Source organism: Amycolatopsis sp. FDAARGOS 1241, from assembly GCF_016889705.1.
GTDB lineage: Bacteria > Actinomycetota > Actinomycetes > Mycobacteriales > Pseudonocardiaceae > Amycolatopsis.
This window is the reverse complement of the sequence record NZ_CP069526.1, coordinates 7335977-7349694: the sequence shown is the minus strand read 5'-3', so window position 1 is coordinate 7349694 and position 13718 is coordinate 7335977. Positions and strand designations below refer to the sequence as shown.

General features: G+C 71.4%; 14 protein-coding genes. 7 read left to right on the top strand and 7 right to left on the bottom strand.

The window, feature by feature from the left end; translation table 11 throughout:
- Positions 1-7: 7 nt before the first annotated feature.
- Entirely contained in the window at positions 8-256 is a 249-nt protein-coding gene (locus tag I6J71_RS51340) for a transposase (protein ID WP_370542016.1), read from the top strand.
- A gap of 517 nt (positions 257-773) precedes the next feature.
- Here I6J71_RS51340 and I6J71_RS35740 read toward each other — a convergent pair.
- From I6J71_RS35740 to I6J71_RS35730, 3 genes are all read right to left on the bottom strand, one after another.
- The gene (locus I6J71_RS35740; RefSeq protein ID WP_204090891.1) at positions 774-1325 is read right to left on the bottom strand and encodes a metallophosphoesterase family protein; all 552 of its coding nucleotides are present in this window, start codon (positions 1323-1325) and stop codon (positions 774-776) included.
- A 62-nt stretch (positions 1326-1387) separates the two neighbouring features.
- Positions 1388-2041: a phosphoribosyltransferase gene (locus tag I6J71_RS35735; protein WP_204097395.1), complete on the bottom strand. Its 654-nt coding sequence runs from the start codon at positions 2039-2041 to the stop codon at positions 1388-1390.
- 272 nt (positions 2042-2313) lie between these two features.
- Complete coding sequence (locus tag I6J71_RS35730; protein ID WP_204090890.1) at positions 2314-3567, bottom strand: glycosyltransferase family 4 protein; 1254 nt, start codon at positions 3565-3567, stop codon at positions 2314-2316.
- Positions 3568-3646: 79 nt separating this feature from the next.
- Between I6J71_RS35730 and I6J71_RS35725 the strand changes: the two genes are divergently transcribed.
- Complete coding sequence (locus I6J71_RS35725; protein WP_204090889.1) at positions 3647-5446, top strand: glycoside hydrolase family 2 protein; 1800 nt, start codon at positions 3647-3649, stop codon at positions 5444-5446.
- 40 nt (positions 5447-5486) lie between these two features.
- On the opposite strand, the gene I6J71_RS35720 is transcribed toward I6J71_RS35725, so the two are convergent.
- Genes I6J71_RS35720 through I6J71_RS35710 form a run of 3 tightly spaced genes read right to left on the bottom strand, consistent with a single transcriptional unit; the run spans position 5487 to position 8310 of the window.
- The gene (locus tag I6J71_RS35720) at positions 5487-5975 is read right to left on the bottom strand and encodes a glutathione peroxidase (RefSeq protein ID WP_204090888.1); all 489 of its coding nucleotides are present in this window, start codon (positions 5973-5975) and stop codon (positions 5487-5489) included.
- A 29-nt stretch (positions 5976-6004) separates the two neighbouring features.
- Positions 6005-7540, bottom strand: coding sequence for a glycoside hydrolase family 57 protein (locus tag I6J71_RS35715; RefSeq protein ID WP_204090887.1), 1536 nt, complete (start codon positions 7538-7540; stop codon positions 6005-6007).
- Complete coding sequence (locus tag I6J71_RS35710; RefSeq protein ID WP_204090886.1) at positions 7537-8310, bottom strand: class I SAM-dependent methyltransferase; 774 nt, start codon at positions 8308-8310, stop codon at positions 7537-7539. The genes I6J71_RS35715 and I6J71_RS35710 overlap by 4 nt, the downstream gene beginning before the upstream one ends.
- 53 nt (positions 8311-8363) lie before the next feature.
- On the opposite strand from I6J71_RS35710, the gene I6J71_RS35705 reads away from it, so the two are divergent.
- Positions 8364-8789: a hypothetical protein gene (locus tag I6J71_RS35705; protein ID WP_204090885.1), complete on the top strand. Its 426-nt coding sequence runs from the start codon at positions 8364-8366 to the stop codon at positions 8787-8789.
- Here I6J71_RS35705 and I6J71_RS35700 read toward each other — a convergent pair.
- Entirely contained in the window at positions 8767-9606 is an 840-nt protein-coding gene (locus I6J71_RS35700; RefSeq protein ID WP_204090884.1) for a DegV family protein, read from the bottom strand. The two genes, I6J71_RS35705 and I6J71_RS35700, sit on opposite strands and share 23 nt — an antisense overlap.
- Before the next feature lie 244 nt (positions 9607-9850).
- On the opposite strand from I6J71_RS35700, the gene I6J71_RS35695 reads away from it, so the two are divergent.
- The 4 genes from I6J71_RS35695 to I6J71_RS35680 all read left to right on the top strand — a co-directional run bounded on the left by I6J71_RS35695 (position 9851) and on the right by I6J71_RS35680 (position 13446).
- Positions 9851-10636 carry an electron transfer flavoprotein subunit beta/FixA family protein gene (locus tag I6J71_RS35695; protein WP_204090883.1) on the top strand — a complete coding sequence of 262 codons (786 nt, stop codon included), beginning with the start codon at positions 9851-9853 and terminating at the stop codon, positions 10634-10636.
- Between the two features lie 28 nt (positions 10637-10664).
- Positions 10665-11624: an electron transfer flavoprotein subunit alpha/FixB family protein gene (locus I6J71_RS35690; RefSeq protein WP_204090882.1), complete on the top strand. Its 960-nt coding sequence runs from the start codon at positions 10665-10667 to the stop codon at positions 11622-11624.
- 152 nt (positions 11625-11776) lie between these two features.
- Positions 11777-12559: a GNAT family N-acetyltransferase gene (locus I6J71_RS35685; protein WP_204090881.1), complete on the top strand. Its 783-nt coding sequence runs from the start codon at positions 11777-11779 to the stop codon at positions 12557-12559.
- On the top strand, positions 12556-13446 hold the full coding sequence (locus tag I6J71_RS35680) for a 1-acyl-sn-glycerol-3-phosphate acyltransferase (RefSeq protein WP_204090880.1): 891 nt from the start codon (positions 12556-12558) through the stop codon (positions 13444-13446). The genes I6J71_RS35685 and I6J71_RS35680 overlap by 4 nt, the downstream gene beginning before the upstream one ends.
- The last annotated feature ends 272 nt before the right edge of the window (positions 13447-13718 follow it).

The window sequence follows — 13718 nt, the reverse complement described above, 5'->3', positions numbered from 1 at the left end:
TTGAGCTGTGTGTCTGGTGTCGCTGCGCACTGGTGCTGCGTGGCGTGGCCTGCCCGAGCGTGGTGGGCCGTCGAAGACCGCGCGTGAACGGTTGCGGTTGTGGACCAAGGACGGCACCCGGGGCGAGGTCCTCGACCACGTGATCGTCACAGACGACGCTGGTGGTGAGCTTGAGTGGATCGTCTCGGTGGATTCGAGTGTGGTCCGAGCGCATCAGCACTCGGCCGGCGCCCGGAAAACGGGGATACAGCGGTGAGGTCGACGCCATCGTCGTCGACGGGGAAGAACTCGGCCGGTCCCGCGACGGGCTGAGCACGAAGATCCACCTCGTCCTCAACGGGGGTGGCCTGCCGATGCGGGGTTTCGGCTCACGCGGGCCGAACCGGAGACACTGCCGCAGCGGGTTCCGTTGCTGGACGGCCTCGGCATCGCCCGGCCCGGTCCGGGTCGCCCCAGGTCGCGAGCGGAGACGCTGATCGCGGACAGGGCGTATTCGCCCCCTCGGCCCGTGAGGCGATGCGGCGGCGGCTCACTGTTGCCAGCTCGCAGCGCCATGACCAGATCGCCCGCCGCAGGGCCACAGGGCTCGCGCGCCGGGCGAGCACCCGTCTTCGATCCCGAGGTCTACAAGCAGCGCAACGTCGTGCGACGCTGCTTCAACCGGCTCAAGCAGTTCCGAGCCCTCGCCACCCGCTACGCCAAACGCGCCCCTACTACCAGGCCGTGACCCTCGCCGCCATCATCCTGCGGCTCCGATGACTGACCGTCCGCGCCTAGCCCGCCAGTTCGGCCGCCACCGCATCGAGGTGAACCGGACGCAGGTCGTGCACGTCGAGGCCGACGTTCAGCTGCCGCCCGCGCTTGCGCCACAGGCCGTGGACGTGGCCGTGCAGCAGCGAAAGCCCTTCGTCGGGCAGGCGGTACTGCGATCCGCGGTCCGCCCCGACGTGGTCGCCCTCGTACGGGAAGTGGCTCAGCAGCACGTTGCGGCCCTCGATGCGCCGGCGCGCGAAAGCTTGCACGGTCGCGAAGTGTTCCAGCCACGCGCGCTGGTGCCGGTGCGCCTGGCGCAGCCCGGGCCACGGCTCGTCGTGGTTGCCCGTGATGAGGTGGATCTCGCCGTTGAGCTGCCGCAGCGTGTCCGCGAACCGCGCGAGGCGGCCCATGCCGACGTCACCCAGGTGCCACACCTGGTCGCCGGGCTGGACGGTGGCGTTCCACCTCTCGACCACGTGCGCGTCGTGCTCCGCAGGGGTCGCGAACCCGCGCAGGCCGGCCACCAGCTGATGGTCGAAGTGGGTGTCGGAGGTGAACCAGACGTCCATGGTCGTGCCGCTCCTTCGTCGGCGACCAGCTTGCGCCACGAACCCGGTGTCGCGCCAGGGATTTACGCACCGTCCGTTGTGGAGGGTCGCCCGGTTCCGAGCAGCCGCACCACGGTCGCGTCGGACACCTGGTCGAAGTCGGCGTACCACCGCCCGACGGCTCCGAACCGCTTCGGCGCGGCCAGCGTCACCAGCCCGTCCACCTCACCCTCGAACTCCACCAGGGACTCCGGCGCGCAGACCGGCACGGCCAGCACGACCCGCAGCGCGTCGGGCAGCTGCCGGACTGCGGCCATCGCGGTGACACCCGTGGCGAGCCCGTCGTCGACCACGAGCACGTCGCGCCCGGTCACCGAGAGCTCCGGTCGGTCGCCCCGGTAGGCCTTCAACCGGCGGCGCGCTTCGGCGCGTTCGCGCTCGCACGCCCGAGCCATCCGCTCCGGCGTGAGCCCGAAGACGTGCAGCGCCGCCATCGAGTAGTACGGCGGTCCCTCGGCCGTCACCGCGCCGACGCCGAACTCCGGCCGCCCCGGCGCCCCGATCTTGCGGGCCACCACGACGTCCAGCGGCGCGTCGAGCGCCCGCGCGACCTCCGCCGCCACGGGGACGCCGCCGCGCGGCAGCCCGAGGACGACGGGCGCCACCCACCGCTCGCGCGCGAGCGCCCGCCCCAGCTTCCGCCCGGCGTCGGTTCGGTCGGCGAACATCACCTTCATGCGTCCCGGCTTCCCGCGCGGGTGCCCGGCGAGCCGGTCACCCACCGCGTTCAGGTAGGCCTTCCTACTGCTGCCCCTATTGTTTCCCCGACGGCGCCCGACGGATGCTTCCGGCCGCCACCGAATTCCCGGGAGTCGTCATGACCAGCAGATTCAGCGCCGGGTTCGCCGCCCTTTTCGCCCTTGCTCCCACCGCCGCGCGGGCGTTCCCGGTGCCCGCGCAGGTCCCAGCCGCCTGCATCCGGCCCTGCCACTTCTGACGGCGGGCCCGCTCACAGTTCGAACGCGTTGCCCGTCGCGATCTTCGGGCGGCCCAGCTCCACCGGTTCGGCCGGACGCGCCCGCCCGTAGACCTCCGCGGTCGCCTCCGCGATGCGTCCCCAGTCGAAGTCCGCCGCGAGGCGTGACTGGGCCGCGCGCGCCCGCCGCGTCGCCGCGGCCGCGTCACCGAGCACCGTCGTGACGGCCGTGGCCAGGCCCGCGACGTCACCAGGTTCGAACGCGAGCCCCGTCTCGCCGTCGACGACAACCTCGCCGAGGCCCCCCGCCGTGGACGCCACCAGCGGCGCCTTCGCGGCAGCGGCTTCGAGGGCCACGATCCCGAACGGCTCGTACCGGCTCGGCAGCACCACGGCGTCGGCCGCGGCCAGCAGCGCGCGCAGCTCCCGGTCGGGCAGGTGGCCGACGAAGTCCACGGCCCGCCGGATCCGCAGCTTGCGCGCCTGGATCACGAGCTCGTCGTGGTGGCGCCCCTTGCCGGCGACGACGACACGCGTGCCGGGGAACCGCCGGCGAACGCGGGGGAGCGCGGCGAGCAGGTCCTGCACGCCCTTCTCCCATTCGAGCCTGCCGAAGAACAGCAGGAACGGCGCGCCGTCGGGGCTGTGCCGCTCGCGCATGCGCGCCACCTCGGCCGCGGACACCCGCCAGCTGCGTTCCTCGATGCCGTTGTGGATCACCGTGACATCGGCGGCGTCGATCTCGAACAGGTGCGCCACTTCCGCGCGCATGGCCTGCGAGCAGGTGATCACGGCGTCGGCGCGGTTGGCGAGCCACCACTCGACGGAGTGCACCTGCTGGTTGAGCGGGTGCGAGAGCCAGCCGGAGTGGCGGCCGGCTTCGGTCGCGTGGATCGTGCCCACCAGCGGCACGCGCGCGGCCTCGGCGATGGCGATCGCGGGGTGCGTCACGAGCCAGTCGTGCGCGTGGACGACGTCCGGCTGCCACGTGCGCAGCAGGTCCTGGGCGGCGCGGATCATCGCGTGGCCCATGGCGAGCGTCCACGCGACGAGGTCGTGCTCGAACGTCAGGTGCATCGGGTCCTCGGCGACGCGGATCAGCCGCACGCCCTCGGCCACGCGGTCGCTGCGCGGGTGCGTGGACGCGTCGGTGCCGGCCTGGTGGCGGCACAGCACGACCACGTCGTGACCCTGCTGGGCCAGGTGGCGCGCCAGCGCGTGCACGTGCCGGGCGAGCCCGCCGATGACCACGGGCGGGTACTCCCAGGACAGCATCAGCACGCGCATGGGCAGAGGTTACTCGCCAGTCAATATCGCCGGTTCGCCCGGCTGTCACGCGTCCGGATCTCTGTCACCATCGGAGGTGATGACTTCCAGCGAGCCCGAGTGGCAGCGCGCGGACGTGACCCTGCCGACGCCGTGGACCGACCGCGTCGGCCCCGAAGACGTGCTCGCCGAGTACCCGAGACCCCAGCTCACGCGGCCGCGGTGGCTGAACCTCAACGGCGTGTGGGACTACGCGGGGTGGCCTTTTTCGCCCGAAGAGCCGCGGCCGGTCGGTTACGGCGAGCGCATCCTGGTCCCGTTCGCGCCGGAGTCGGCGCTGTCCGGGATCGGCCGGCGCGACGAGGTGCTCTGGTACCGGCGGCTGTTCGAAGTCCCCGGCGACTGGCGGGGGCAGCGCGTGCTGCTGCACTTCGGCGCGGTCGACCAAACGGCGCGGGTCTGGGTGAACAACCAGCTCGTGGCCACGCACGAAGGCGGCTACTCGGCGTTTTCGGCGGACATCACCGACGTGCTGCGCGCGGCCGGGCCGCAGGAGCTGACCGTGCGCGCCGAGGACCGCACGGACATCGCGCCGTTCCCGCTCGGCAAGCAGCGCAACGCGCCGGGCGGCATCTGCTACACGCCGACGTCCGGGATCTGGCAGCCGGTGTGGCTCGAACCGGTGCCCGGACACCGCGTCACCGAACTGGAACTGACGCCGGACCTGGCCGGGTTCACCGTGTTCCCGCAGGTCACGGGCGGCGTGGAGGTCGAGCTGGTGGTTTCGGCGGGCGGGGCCGAGCTCGCGCGCGTGCGTGGTGCCGCCGGCACCCGGTTGCGGGCCGACGTCCCCGAACCACACTGGTGGACGCCCGACGACCCACACCTCTACGACCTGACCGTCCGCCTGCTCGACCGCCACGGCGACCTCCTCGACGAAGTCGCGAGCTACGGCGGGCTGCGCACGGTGAGCGTGGTTCCCGACGCCGGGGGCCGGCCGCGCATCGCGCTCAACGGCCGGGTCACCTTCCTGCACGGACCGCTCGACCAGGGCTACTGGCCCGACGGCGGCTACACGGCCCCGACCGACGAAGCGCTGCGCTTCGACCTCGAGAAGACGAAGGAGTTCGGTTTCAACTTCGTGCGCAAGCACGTGAAGGTCGAACCGGCGCGCTGGTACCACTGGGCCGACCGGCTGGGGTTGCTGGTGTGGCAGGACATGCCCTCGCTGGTGGTGTCCTTCGACGGCCCGCCAGGCCCGGCTCCCGACCCCGTGCCCGAAGGAAAGGAGCGGTTCGAGGAGGAGCTGCGCACGATGGTGCGGCAGCTGCGCAACGTCCCGTCGATCGTCGCGTGGGTGCCCTTCAACGAGGGCTGGGGCGAGTTCGACACGGCCCGGATCGCCGAGCTGGTCAAGCACCTGGACCCGACGCGGCTCGTCGTCGCCAACAGCGGGATCAACTGCTGCTTCTCCCGCCCGGACCTCGGCGCCGGCGACGTCTACGACGACCACACCTACGTCGGCCCGGGGGAGCCGCGGGTGCAGGACCACCGCGCGCTGGTCGACGGCGAGTACGGCGGGCTGGGGCTCGTGCTCGACGAGCACCGCTGGCCCGGCCCGCCCAACGCGTACGAGATGACCGCCGGCTCCGAAGAGCTCACGCGCCGCTACGCGGAAGTCAGCACGCGGTTGGCGGCTCTCGTCGACGAGCTGGGGCTCTCGGGCGCGGTCTACACCCAGACCACGGACGTCGAGAACGAGGTCAACGGCCTGCTCACCTACGACCGCCGGGTGACCAAGCTGGACGAGGCCGTCGCGGCGGAGCACAACCGGGCCGTGATCGCGCGCGGCTCGTTCCCGGCCGTCGAAACCCTGAAACCACCGGAAAACCCGGCATAGTGAAGGGCGGGGTCGCCCGACCCCGCCCCTCACGCTGGGATCAAGCGGCCAGCACGGCCTCGATCGCCTTGACCACGGTGTCGTCCTCCGGCTCGGTCCGGGGCCGGAAGCGGCCGACGACCTCGCCGTCGGCGTTGATCAGGAACTTCTCGAAGTTCCACTGCACGTCACCGGCTTCGCCGTCGGCGTCGGTGGTCTCGGTGAGCGAGGTGTACAGCAGGTGCCGGCCCTCGCCGTTCACGTCGATCTTCTCCATCAGCGGGAAGGTGACGCCGTAGGTGGTGGAGCAGAACGTCCGGATCTCCTCCGCCGTGCCCGGTTCCTGGCCGGCGAACTGGTTGCACGGGAACCCGACGACGGAGAACCCCTTGTCGCCGAAGCGTTCCTGCAGGCGCTCGAGCCCGGTGTACTGCGGGGTCAGGCCGCACTTCGACGCGACGTTGACCAGCAGCAGCGCCTTGCCGCCGAGCGCGCCCAGGGTGGTGTCCTCGCCCGTGAGCGTCTTCAGCGGGATGTCGCGAATGCTCATTCCTCGGTGTTCCCCTCGTTCCAGCGGTTTCAGTCGTTCAGTCCGAGCAGCCGGCGCGCGTCCAGCTGCCCGAACGGTCCATCGGCGCGGCGGAACTGCGCCGCCACGTCGAGCGCCCGCGCGCGGTCGCCGGAGCGCAAGAGCCCGGCGAGCGCGTCGAAGCGCTCGGTGTGCACGCGGGCGCGCCGGCGCGCGTAGTCCGCGGCGGAGTCCTTCGTGACCATGAACGCCCAGTCGCTCGACAGGGCGAGCATCGCCTCGGCGACGGCTTGGTCGGCCACCGGGTCGCGAGCGGTCCGCCCGTGCTCCGCGAAGTGGCCGTCGACGAGGTCCAGCAACCGCTTCTGCAGCGCGGCGTTGTCCTGCACGAGGTCGGCGACCTGTTCGCCGTCCCACACGCGCCAGTCCTTGCCCGAACCCCACGAAGACGCGGGCAGGTCGATCGGCTCGCCCACGTGGCCGGCTTCCAGCGCACCGCGCAGCGTCGTCACGCGCACGCCCGCTTCGGGCAACGCGCGCAGTACGCCCTCGAGCCACGCCGGCCCCTCGTGCCACCAGTGGCCGAACAGCTCCGTGTCGTAGGCCGCCACCACCAGCGACTCCCGGCCGTGCTGCTCCCGCAGCGACCGCAGTCGCGCGACGACCGTGTCGACGAAGTCCTTCACGTGCACACCGAGGACGTCCGCGGCCAGCCCCGGGTCGTACGGCGCCTTTTCGTGGGAGGGCACCTGCTTGCCCGTCACGCGCGAGGATTTCAGGCCCACTTCGTGCGCCCACGTGTGGAAGTCGCGGTACGCGGCGTGCCCGGGGTAGCCGGCCTTCGGTGACCACACACGGTAAGTCACCTCGAGGTCGCGGCCGAAGCACACGACGTCGGAGCTGCCGACCGGGTGCGCGGCGGACGTATCGCCGCGCAGCGACGGCCCGTCGACCAGGAACCGGCGGACGCCCGCGGCGGCGTACCCGTGCTCCATTCCCGGCTCGTACCCGCACTCCGGCGCCCAGATGCCCGCCGGTCGCGTCCCGAGGCGCAGCGCGGTGTCGGCCAGTCCTTCGCCCAGGAAGAACGCGCGGACACGCTCGTCGAGCAGCGGCTGGAACGGGTGGGCGAGCGGCCCACCGAGCAGTTCGACGGTGTCACTGTCCACAAGCGACCGCAGCATCGGGGAGAACCCGTGGCGCCACTGCGTTTCCAGGACTTCGGTCGCGCGTACGGCTGCCTGGTGCTCGGCCGCGGCCAGGTCGCGCAGCAGCGGGTCCCCGCCCCACAGCGTCGCCGCGTGCCGCGCGCGCAGCTGCCAGTGGCCGAGCCAGTCGTGGCACGCACTGATCGCGTACGGGTCGTCCAGCTGCGCCGCGAGCACGGGGGTCATGCCGAGCGTCAGCACGTCACGGCGGCCTTCGGCGGCGAAGCGCTGCAGCAAGTCGACGAGCGGCAGGTACGAGTGCGTCCACGCCTGGTAGAGCCACTCCTCGCCCACCGGCCAGCTGCCGTGGTGCGGCAGCCAGGGCAGGTGGCTGTGCAGAACGAGGCAGAAGGTCCCCTCGGCAGGCGCCGGGCTCACGGGCGCACCGCCACGACGAGGAGGTCGAGGCTTGCGTTCACGTCGTCGGCGCCGATCGAAAAGTCGCCGGCGCGGATCGCGGCGACGTCGGCAAGCAGGTCCGCCGGCCAGACGGCCTGGCCCGGCAGTGAGCCCATGACGACGGCGAGCTGCGCGTCGATGATCGAGCCGCCGTGGCGCTGCTCGAGTTCCCTCAGGCTCTCCGCGTGGTGCAGACCGTGCAGCGTCTCGACGGCGAAGCCGGCGGCGCGCAACAGACCGTCCAGTTCGGACGGTGCGAGCTCACGGGTGTGGAACGGGTTCAGCGGCGTGTCGGAGTCCGGCGTGAAGGTGAGCCGGTTGGGTGTGGTGACCAGCAGCTTCCCGCCCGGGCGCAGCACGCGGAAGCATTCGGCGAGGAACCCGGCCTGGTCCCACAGGTGCTCGATGACCTGGAAGTTCGCGACCACGTCGACGGACCCGGCGGCCAGCGGCAGGTGCACCAGGTTCGCCCGCGCCACCGCGACGTCCGGGTAGCGGCGCCGCACGTGCTCCGTGGTCGGCACGTCGTGGTCCAGGGCCAGCACGCGCTTCGCCTTCGTCGCGATCAGCCCCGCGCCGTAGCCCTCACCGCAGCCGGCCTCCAGCACCGTCGCGCCGGCGCAGTGGGGGAGCAGGGCGAGGTAGGCGGCCTCGTGGCGGCGGAACCAGTAGTTCTCCTCGGGGATGCCCGGGACGGTCCGTTCGCCTGTGAGGTGCAGTGCCTCGGCTCGGGTGGCTGCGTGGGTCACCTGCGCGACCCTAGCGCGTGTCACATTCACGTTCGCCGGCTCGTTCAAAGCGCATGCAACGGACTGTGACCCGTGTACTGCTCGCCCTGCTCGGTCTCCTCACCGCGGTGTCGGGGCTGTGGCCAACCCTGTCGCCCATGGGCTTCTACCAGGACTTTCCCGGCTTCCGCCACGGCTGGGTCAGCATGGACAGCGCCTTCGACGAACACCTCATCCGCGACTACGGCGCGCTGAGCCTGGCGCTCGCGGCGACGCTGATCGGCGCCGTCGTGATCGGCACCACAGCCGTCGCCCGGCTCGCGTGCATCGCGACGCTGCTGTTCACCGCGCCGCACTTCGTGTACCACCTCGCGCACGCCGGGCACTACGCGCCGCTCGACCGGGTGCTGATCCTCGGCTCGCTGGCGCTGACCGTGCTGGTCCCGCTCGTGCTGCTGTTCGTGCCCGGGCGGAGGGTCAGTTCGTCGGTGACACCGTGATGCTCAGCGCGCCCGGCCCGACGTGCGCGCCGATGACCGTGCTCGCGTCCCCGGCCACGACCTCCGTGATGCCGGGGATGCGCTCTTTGAGCCGCCGGACGACTTCGGTCTCGTCGGAGCCGAAGCGGGTCACCGCGATGTCCACGCGCTGGTCGCCCGCCGCCTTCACGGCGAGGTCGACCAGGCGGTTCATCGCGCGCTTCGTGCCGGGAACGCGGGCCAGCGGCGACACCTCTCCGTTGCGGACGGTGAGCAGCGGCTTGATCGAGAACGCCGTGCCCACCAGCGACTGGGCGGCGCCGACGCGGCCGGTGCGCCGCAGGTACTCGAGCGTGTCCACGTAGATCAGCTCGGTCGCGGACCGGACGCGGCGTTCGGCGGCTTCGAGCACGCGCACGAGCTGGCCGCCGGCGGCGGCGACGCGCGCGGCGGACACGGCAGCGTAGCCGAGGCTCATGCTGGCCGTTCCGCTGTCGATGATGTGCACGGGGATCCGGACCTGCTGCGCCGCTTCGCGCGCGGCCTGGACGGTCTCCGACAGCCGCCCCGAGATGTGGAGGCTGACGATCGCGGCGGCGCCGCGCGCGGCGGCGTCCTGGTACGTCCAGAAGAACGCGCCCGGATCGGGTGGCGAGGTCGAGACGTTCTGTCCTGACTTCATGGCAGCGATGAGGTCGGCGCGGTCGAAGCGGTGTTCGTCGTCCATGAGGTTCCCGACGTGCAGCTGGACCTGCACGACGTCGATGCCCCAGCGGGCGGCGATTTTGTCGGGCAGGCACGAGGTCGAGTCCGTGACTACGGCGATGTGCGCGGGCATGGTGCGGGAGGTTAACGCTTGTCGGCCTACTGCCAGTAGCCCACCGTTGGTCCGATCGGGCGAGCGGTGTGCTGGAAGGGTTAACCGGTCGACTACCGGGACGATGGTCCCAGAAGATTGCTCATCCAGGTGAATGCCGTCACCTCGGCGGGTCCCGCCGCGGGATTGGCCCTAATCTACCGGCCAGTAGAGCACTGTCCCGCGGCCGAGAGACCGGCCCCAACCGGGAGGTCGAAGAAGACCCATGACGAACATCGTTGTCCTGGTCAAGCAGGTACCGGACACCTACTCGGAGCGGAAGCTCACCGGTGCCGACAACACCCTTGACCGCGAATCCGCCGACGCCGTGCTCGACGAGATCAACGAGAAGGCCGTCGAGGAAGCGCTGAAGATCAAGGAGGCCGGCGAGGGCGAGGTCACCGTGATCTCCGTGGGCCCCGACCGCGCCACCGACGCCATCCGCAAGGCCCTGTCGATGGGTGCGGACAAGGCCATCCACGTCTCCGACGAGGCGCTGCACGGCTCCGACGCCATCGCCACCGCGAAGGTGCTGGCCGCCGCGATCGGCAAGGTCGAGGGCTATGACCTGATCATCGCGGGCAACGAGGCGTCCGACGGCCGCGGCGGTGCCGTGCCGGCGATCCTCGCCGAGCTGCTGGGCTTGCCACAGCTGACCTACGTGCGCCAGCTGAGCGTCGAGGGCACCTCGGTGAAGGCCGACCGCGAGACCGAGGACGGAATCACGCACCTCGAGGCGAACCTGCCCGCGCTCGTGAGCGTCGGCGAGAAGATCAACGAGCCGCGCTACCCGTCGTTCAAGGGCATCATGGCGGCCAAGAAGAAGCCGGTCGAGAAGCTGACCATCGCCGACCTCGGTGTCGACGCGGGTGAGGTCGGCCTCGCCAACGCGTGGTCCACCGTGCTCGAGTCCTCCCCGAAGCCGCCGCGTACGGCGGGCGAGAAGGTCGAGGACGAGGGCGACGGCGGCACGAAGGTCGCCGAGTACCTGGTCGCGCAGAAGCTCATCTGAGACACGGTTTCGAGGAGGATTCCGGAAAATGGCTGAAGTACTCGTCCTCGTCGACCACGTCGACGGTGATGTCAAGAAGGTCACGCTCGAGCTGCTGACCGCCGCCCGTGCGCTCGGTGAGCCCTCCGCCGTGGTCGTGGGGCCCACGGGCACCGCGGCCAAGGCGAAGGAAGCGCTGGCCGGTCACGGTGCCGCGAAGATCTACGTCGCCGAGGGTGACGACGCCGCGGGCTACCTCGTGACCCCGAAGGTCGACGTGCTGGCGAAGCTCGCCGAGCAGGCGTCGCCGGCGGCCGTGCTCGTCGCCGCGAGCGCCGAGGGCAAGGAGGTGGCCGCGCGCGTGGCCGTCCGCCTCGGCTCCGGCCTGCTCTACGACGCGGTGGGCGTGAACGCCGACGGCTCGGTGGACCAGTCCGTCTTCGGTGGCGCGTTCTCCGTGAAGTCCAAGGCCGCCAAGGGTGTTCCGGTGGTCTCGGTCCGCCCGGGTGCGGTCGAGGCCGAAGCCGCCGACGGCGCGGCTGTCGAGGAGACCGTGGAGATCCCGGCCCAGGACGCGGCGAAGTCGGCGAAGATCACCGGCATCGAGCCGATCGTCGGCGGCGACCGGCCCGAGCTCACCGAGGCGTCGATCGTCGTCTCCGGTGGCCGCGGTGTCGGCTCGGCCGAGAAGTTCGACGTCGTCGAGAAGCTGGCCGACGCGCTCGGCGCGGCTGTCGGCGCGTCGCGCGCGGCGGTCGACTCCGGCTACTACCCGGCGCAGTTCCAGGTGGGCCAGACCGGCAAGACCGTGTCGCCGCAGCTGTACATCGCGCTGGGCATTTCCGGTGCGATCCAGCACCGCGCCGGGATGCAGACGTCGAAGACCATCATCGCCGTGAACAAGGACGCCGAGGCGCCGATCTTCGAGATCGCCGACTTCGGGATCGTGGGCGACCTGTTCAACGTCGCGCCGCAGCTGACCGAAGCGGTCGAGAAGCGCAAGGGCTGACCTGCTCCCCTCCGATGGCCGCTGGGTGTCCCGCTCAGCGGCCATCGGTGTTTCCTGAGAAGAGCCTGAGAACCCGCAATTAACTGAACGTGCACTAATCGGTCATCGATTGGCACTCTCTGCGGTTTCCCGGCGGCAGGTACACAGTGTTCATGACGTCGTCACAGCTCCTCGTCAGCACTGATCAGGCGGGTGTCCAGCTTCCGGCCGATGCGCCGCGGTACTCCCTGCTCGTGGCCCACGACAACGAAGAGGTGCTCGCCGCGCAGAAGCTGCGGCACCGCGTTTTCGCCGAGGAGATGGGCGCGCAGCTCAATTCCCGAAAACCGGGACTAGACGTCGACTACTTCGACGAGTTCTGCGACCACCTCGTGGTGCGCGACGACAAGACCGGCGACATCGTCGGCTGCTACCGGATGCTGCCGCCGGACCGTGCGACGCTGGCGGGCAGCCTCTACTCCGACAGCGAGTTCGACCTGAGCGCGCTTTCCGGCCTGCGTGGCTCGCTCGTGGAGACCGGCCGCTCGTGCGTGCACCCGGACCACCGCAGCGGCGCCGTGATGAGCCTGATGTGGGCGGGGATCGCGCGGTACATGCTGCTGTCGGGCCACCGCTACCTCGCGGGCTGCGCGTCCGTGCCGCTGAGCGATGGCGGCAGCTACGCCGCCGGCGTGTGGGATGTGTTGCGCGCCAAGCACTACTCGGACGAGACGCGCCGCGTCGCGCCCCTGCACCCGTGGGAGACCGACGGGATCGCGCGGCCCGACCGGGCGATGCTGCCGCCGCTGATCAAGGGCTACGTGCGGCTGGGCGCGACGGTGTGCGGCCCGCCCGCGCTCGACGCGGACTTCGGCGTCGCCGACTTCTTCGTGGTGCTCGACCTGCACCAGGTCGATGAGCGCTACCTGAAGTTCTTCCTCGGGGTTCAGGTATGAGCCACGCCTGGATGCCGACGTCGCCCTGCGGCGACGACTGCCTCACCGACGGCTTCGAGACGGTTTCCTTCCCCCGCCGCGTCCTGCGCTTCGCGTCGGCGATCGGGGTCGTCTTCACCGCGCTCCTGGCGGCGCCGCTGCTGCTCGTGCTGCGCGGCCGCGGCCGGGAACGCCTGGTGCGCACCATCTTCCGCTCGGTGCTGCGCGCGTTCGGCGTGAAGCTCGTGGTCCACGGCGGTGCGGACTTCCTCGCCGCGCCCGCCGGCCGCGGTGCGCTGGTGGTGAACAACCACATCTCGTGGCTGGACATCGTCGCGATCAACGCGCTGCGCCCGATGCGCGCCCTCGCGAAGGTCGAAATCGGCTCCTGGCCGGTGCTGGGCACCCTCGTGCGCCGCGGCGGCAGCATCTTCCTCGACCGTGAACGGCTGCGCACGCTGCCGGGCACCATGACCGAACTCGCGGACGCGCTGCGCTCCGGCTCGCTCGTGAACGTCACGCCGGAAGGCACCACGTGGTGCGGCCTGGCGGCGGGCCGCTTCACCACGGCCACTTTCCAGGCCGCCATCGACGGCGGTGTGCCCGTCCGCCCCATCGCGTTGCGCTACCGCCTCGCCGACGGCCGCGAGACCAGCCGGCCCGCGTTCATCGGCCCGGAATCCCTCATCGCGTCCCTTCGGCGGGTCGCCGCGCTGCGCGGGCTGGTCCTGGAGGCGCACGTGTGCCCCGAAATCGCCCCCGGCCGCGCCGGGGACCGCCGATCGCTGGCCGCTCTCGCCGAGGCGTCCGTCCACTCCGCCCTCGGCACCGTCCGCATCCCGGCCCAGGGCCGCCGCCGGGCGAAGCCCATCGGGACTTCGAAGGCCGAGGCGCACCCGGTTCACTGACCGCACGGAAAACGCGGGTGCCGCCGGGGCACCCGCGTTTTCGTCTCCCGCGGCCGGTCGGGACACGACGAGCGTGATCTTCCTGCAGGGGTCCCCCGCCTGGCTCTCCTGCCGCGAGGCCGCCGAGCCGCGGCGCCGGTGCCCGCACGCCGCTGTTCGCGGGCCGGTTTCGATGAGGGGAGAAGCCCGCAGCCGCGCTTTCCCGGTGGGGTTGCCTGCGCGCGATTCGACAGGCGAAAACGAATGGGGGCTTCCACTCGGGGTGCTCGGGT

Coding starts and splice junctions, on each gene's coding strand:
- I6J71_RS35705 (WP_204090885.1), top strand. CDS start 8,364: ATGCAACGGACTGTGACCCGTGTACTGCTCGCCCTGCTCGGTCTCCTC.
- I6J71_RS35700 (WP_204090884.1), bottom strand. CDS start 9,606: ATGCCCGCGCACATCGCCGTAGTCACGGACTCGACCTCGTGCCTGCCC.
- I6J71_RS35720 (WP_204090888.1), bottom strand. CDS start 5,975: ATGAGCATTCGCGACATCCCGCTGAAGACGCTCACGGGCGAGGACACC.
- I6J71_RS35685 (WP_204090881.1), top strand. CDS start 11,777: ATGACGTCGTCACAGCTCCTCGTCAGCACTGATCAGGCGGGTGTCCAG.
- I6J71_RS35725 (WP_204090889.1), top strand. CDS start 3,647: ATGACTTCCAGCGAGCCCGAGTGGCAGCGCGCGGACGTGACCCTGCCG.
- I6J71_RS35740 (WP_204090891.1), bottom strand. CDS start 1,325: ATGGACGTCTGGTTCACCTCCGACACCCACTTCGACCATCAGCTGGTG.
- I6J71_RS35730 (WP_204090890.1), bottom strand. CDS start 3,567: ATGCGCGTGCTGATGCTGTCCTGGGAGTACCCGCCCGTGGTCATCGGC.
- I6J71_RS35690 (WP_204090882.1), top strand. CDS start 10,665: ATGGCTGAAGTACTCGTCCTCGTCGACCACGTCGACGGTGATGTCAAG.
- I6J71_RS35735 (WP_204097395.1), bottom strand. CDS start 2,041: ATGAAGGTGATGTTCGCCGACCGAACCGACGCCGGGCGGAAGCTGGGG.
- I6J71_RS35680 (WP_204090880.1), top strand. CDS start 12,556: ATGAGCCACGCCTGGATGCCGACGTCGCCCTGCGGCGACGACTGCCTC.
- I6J71_RS35695 (WP_204090883.1), top strand. CDS start 9,851: ATGACGAACATCGTTGTCCTGGTCAAGCAGGTACCGGACACCTACTCG.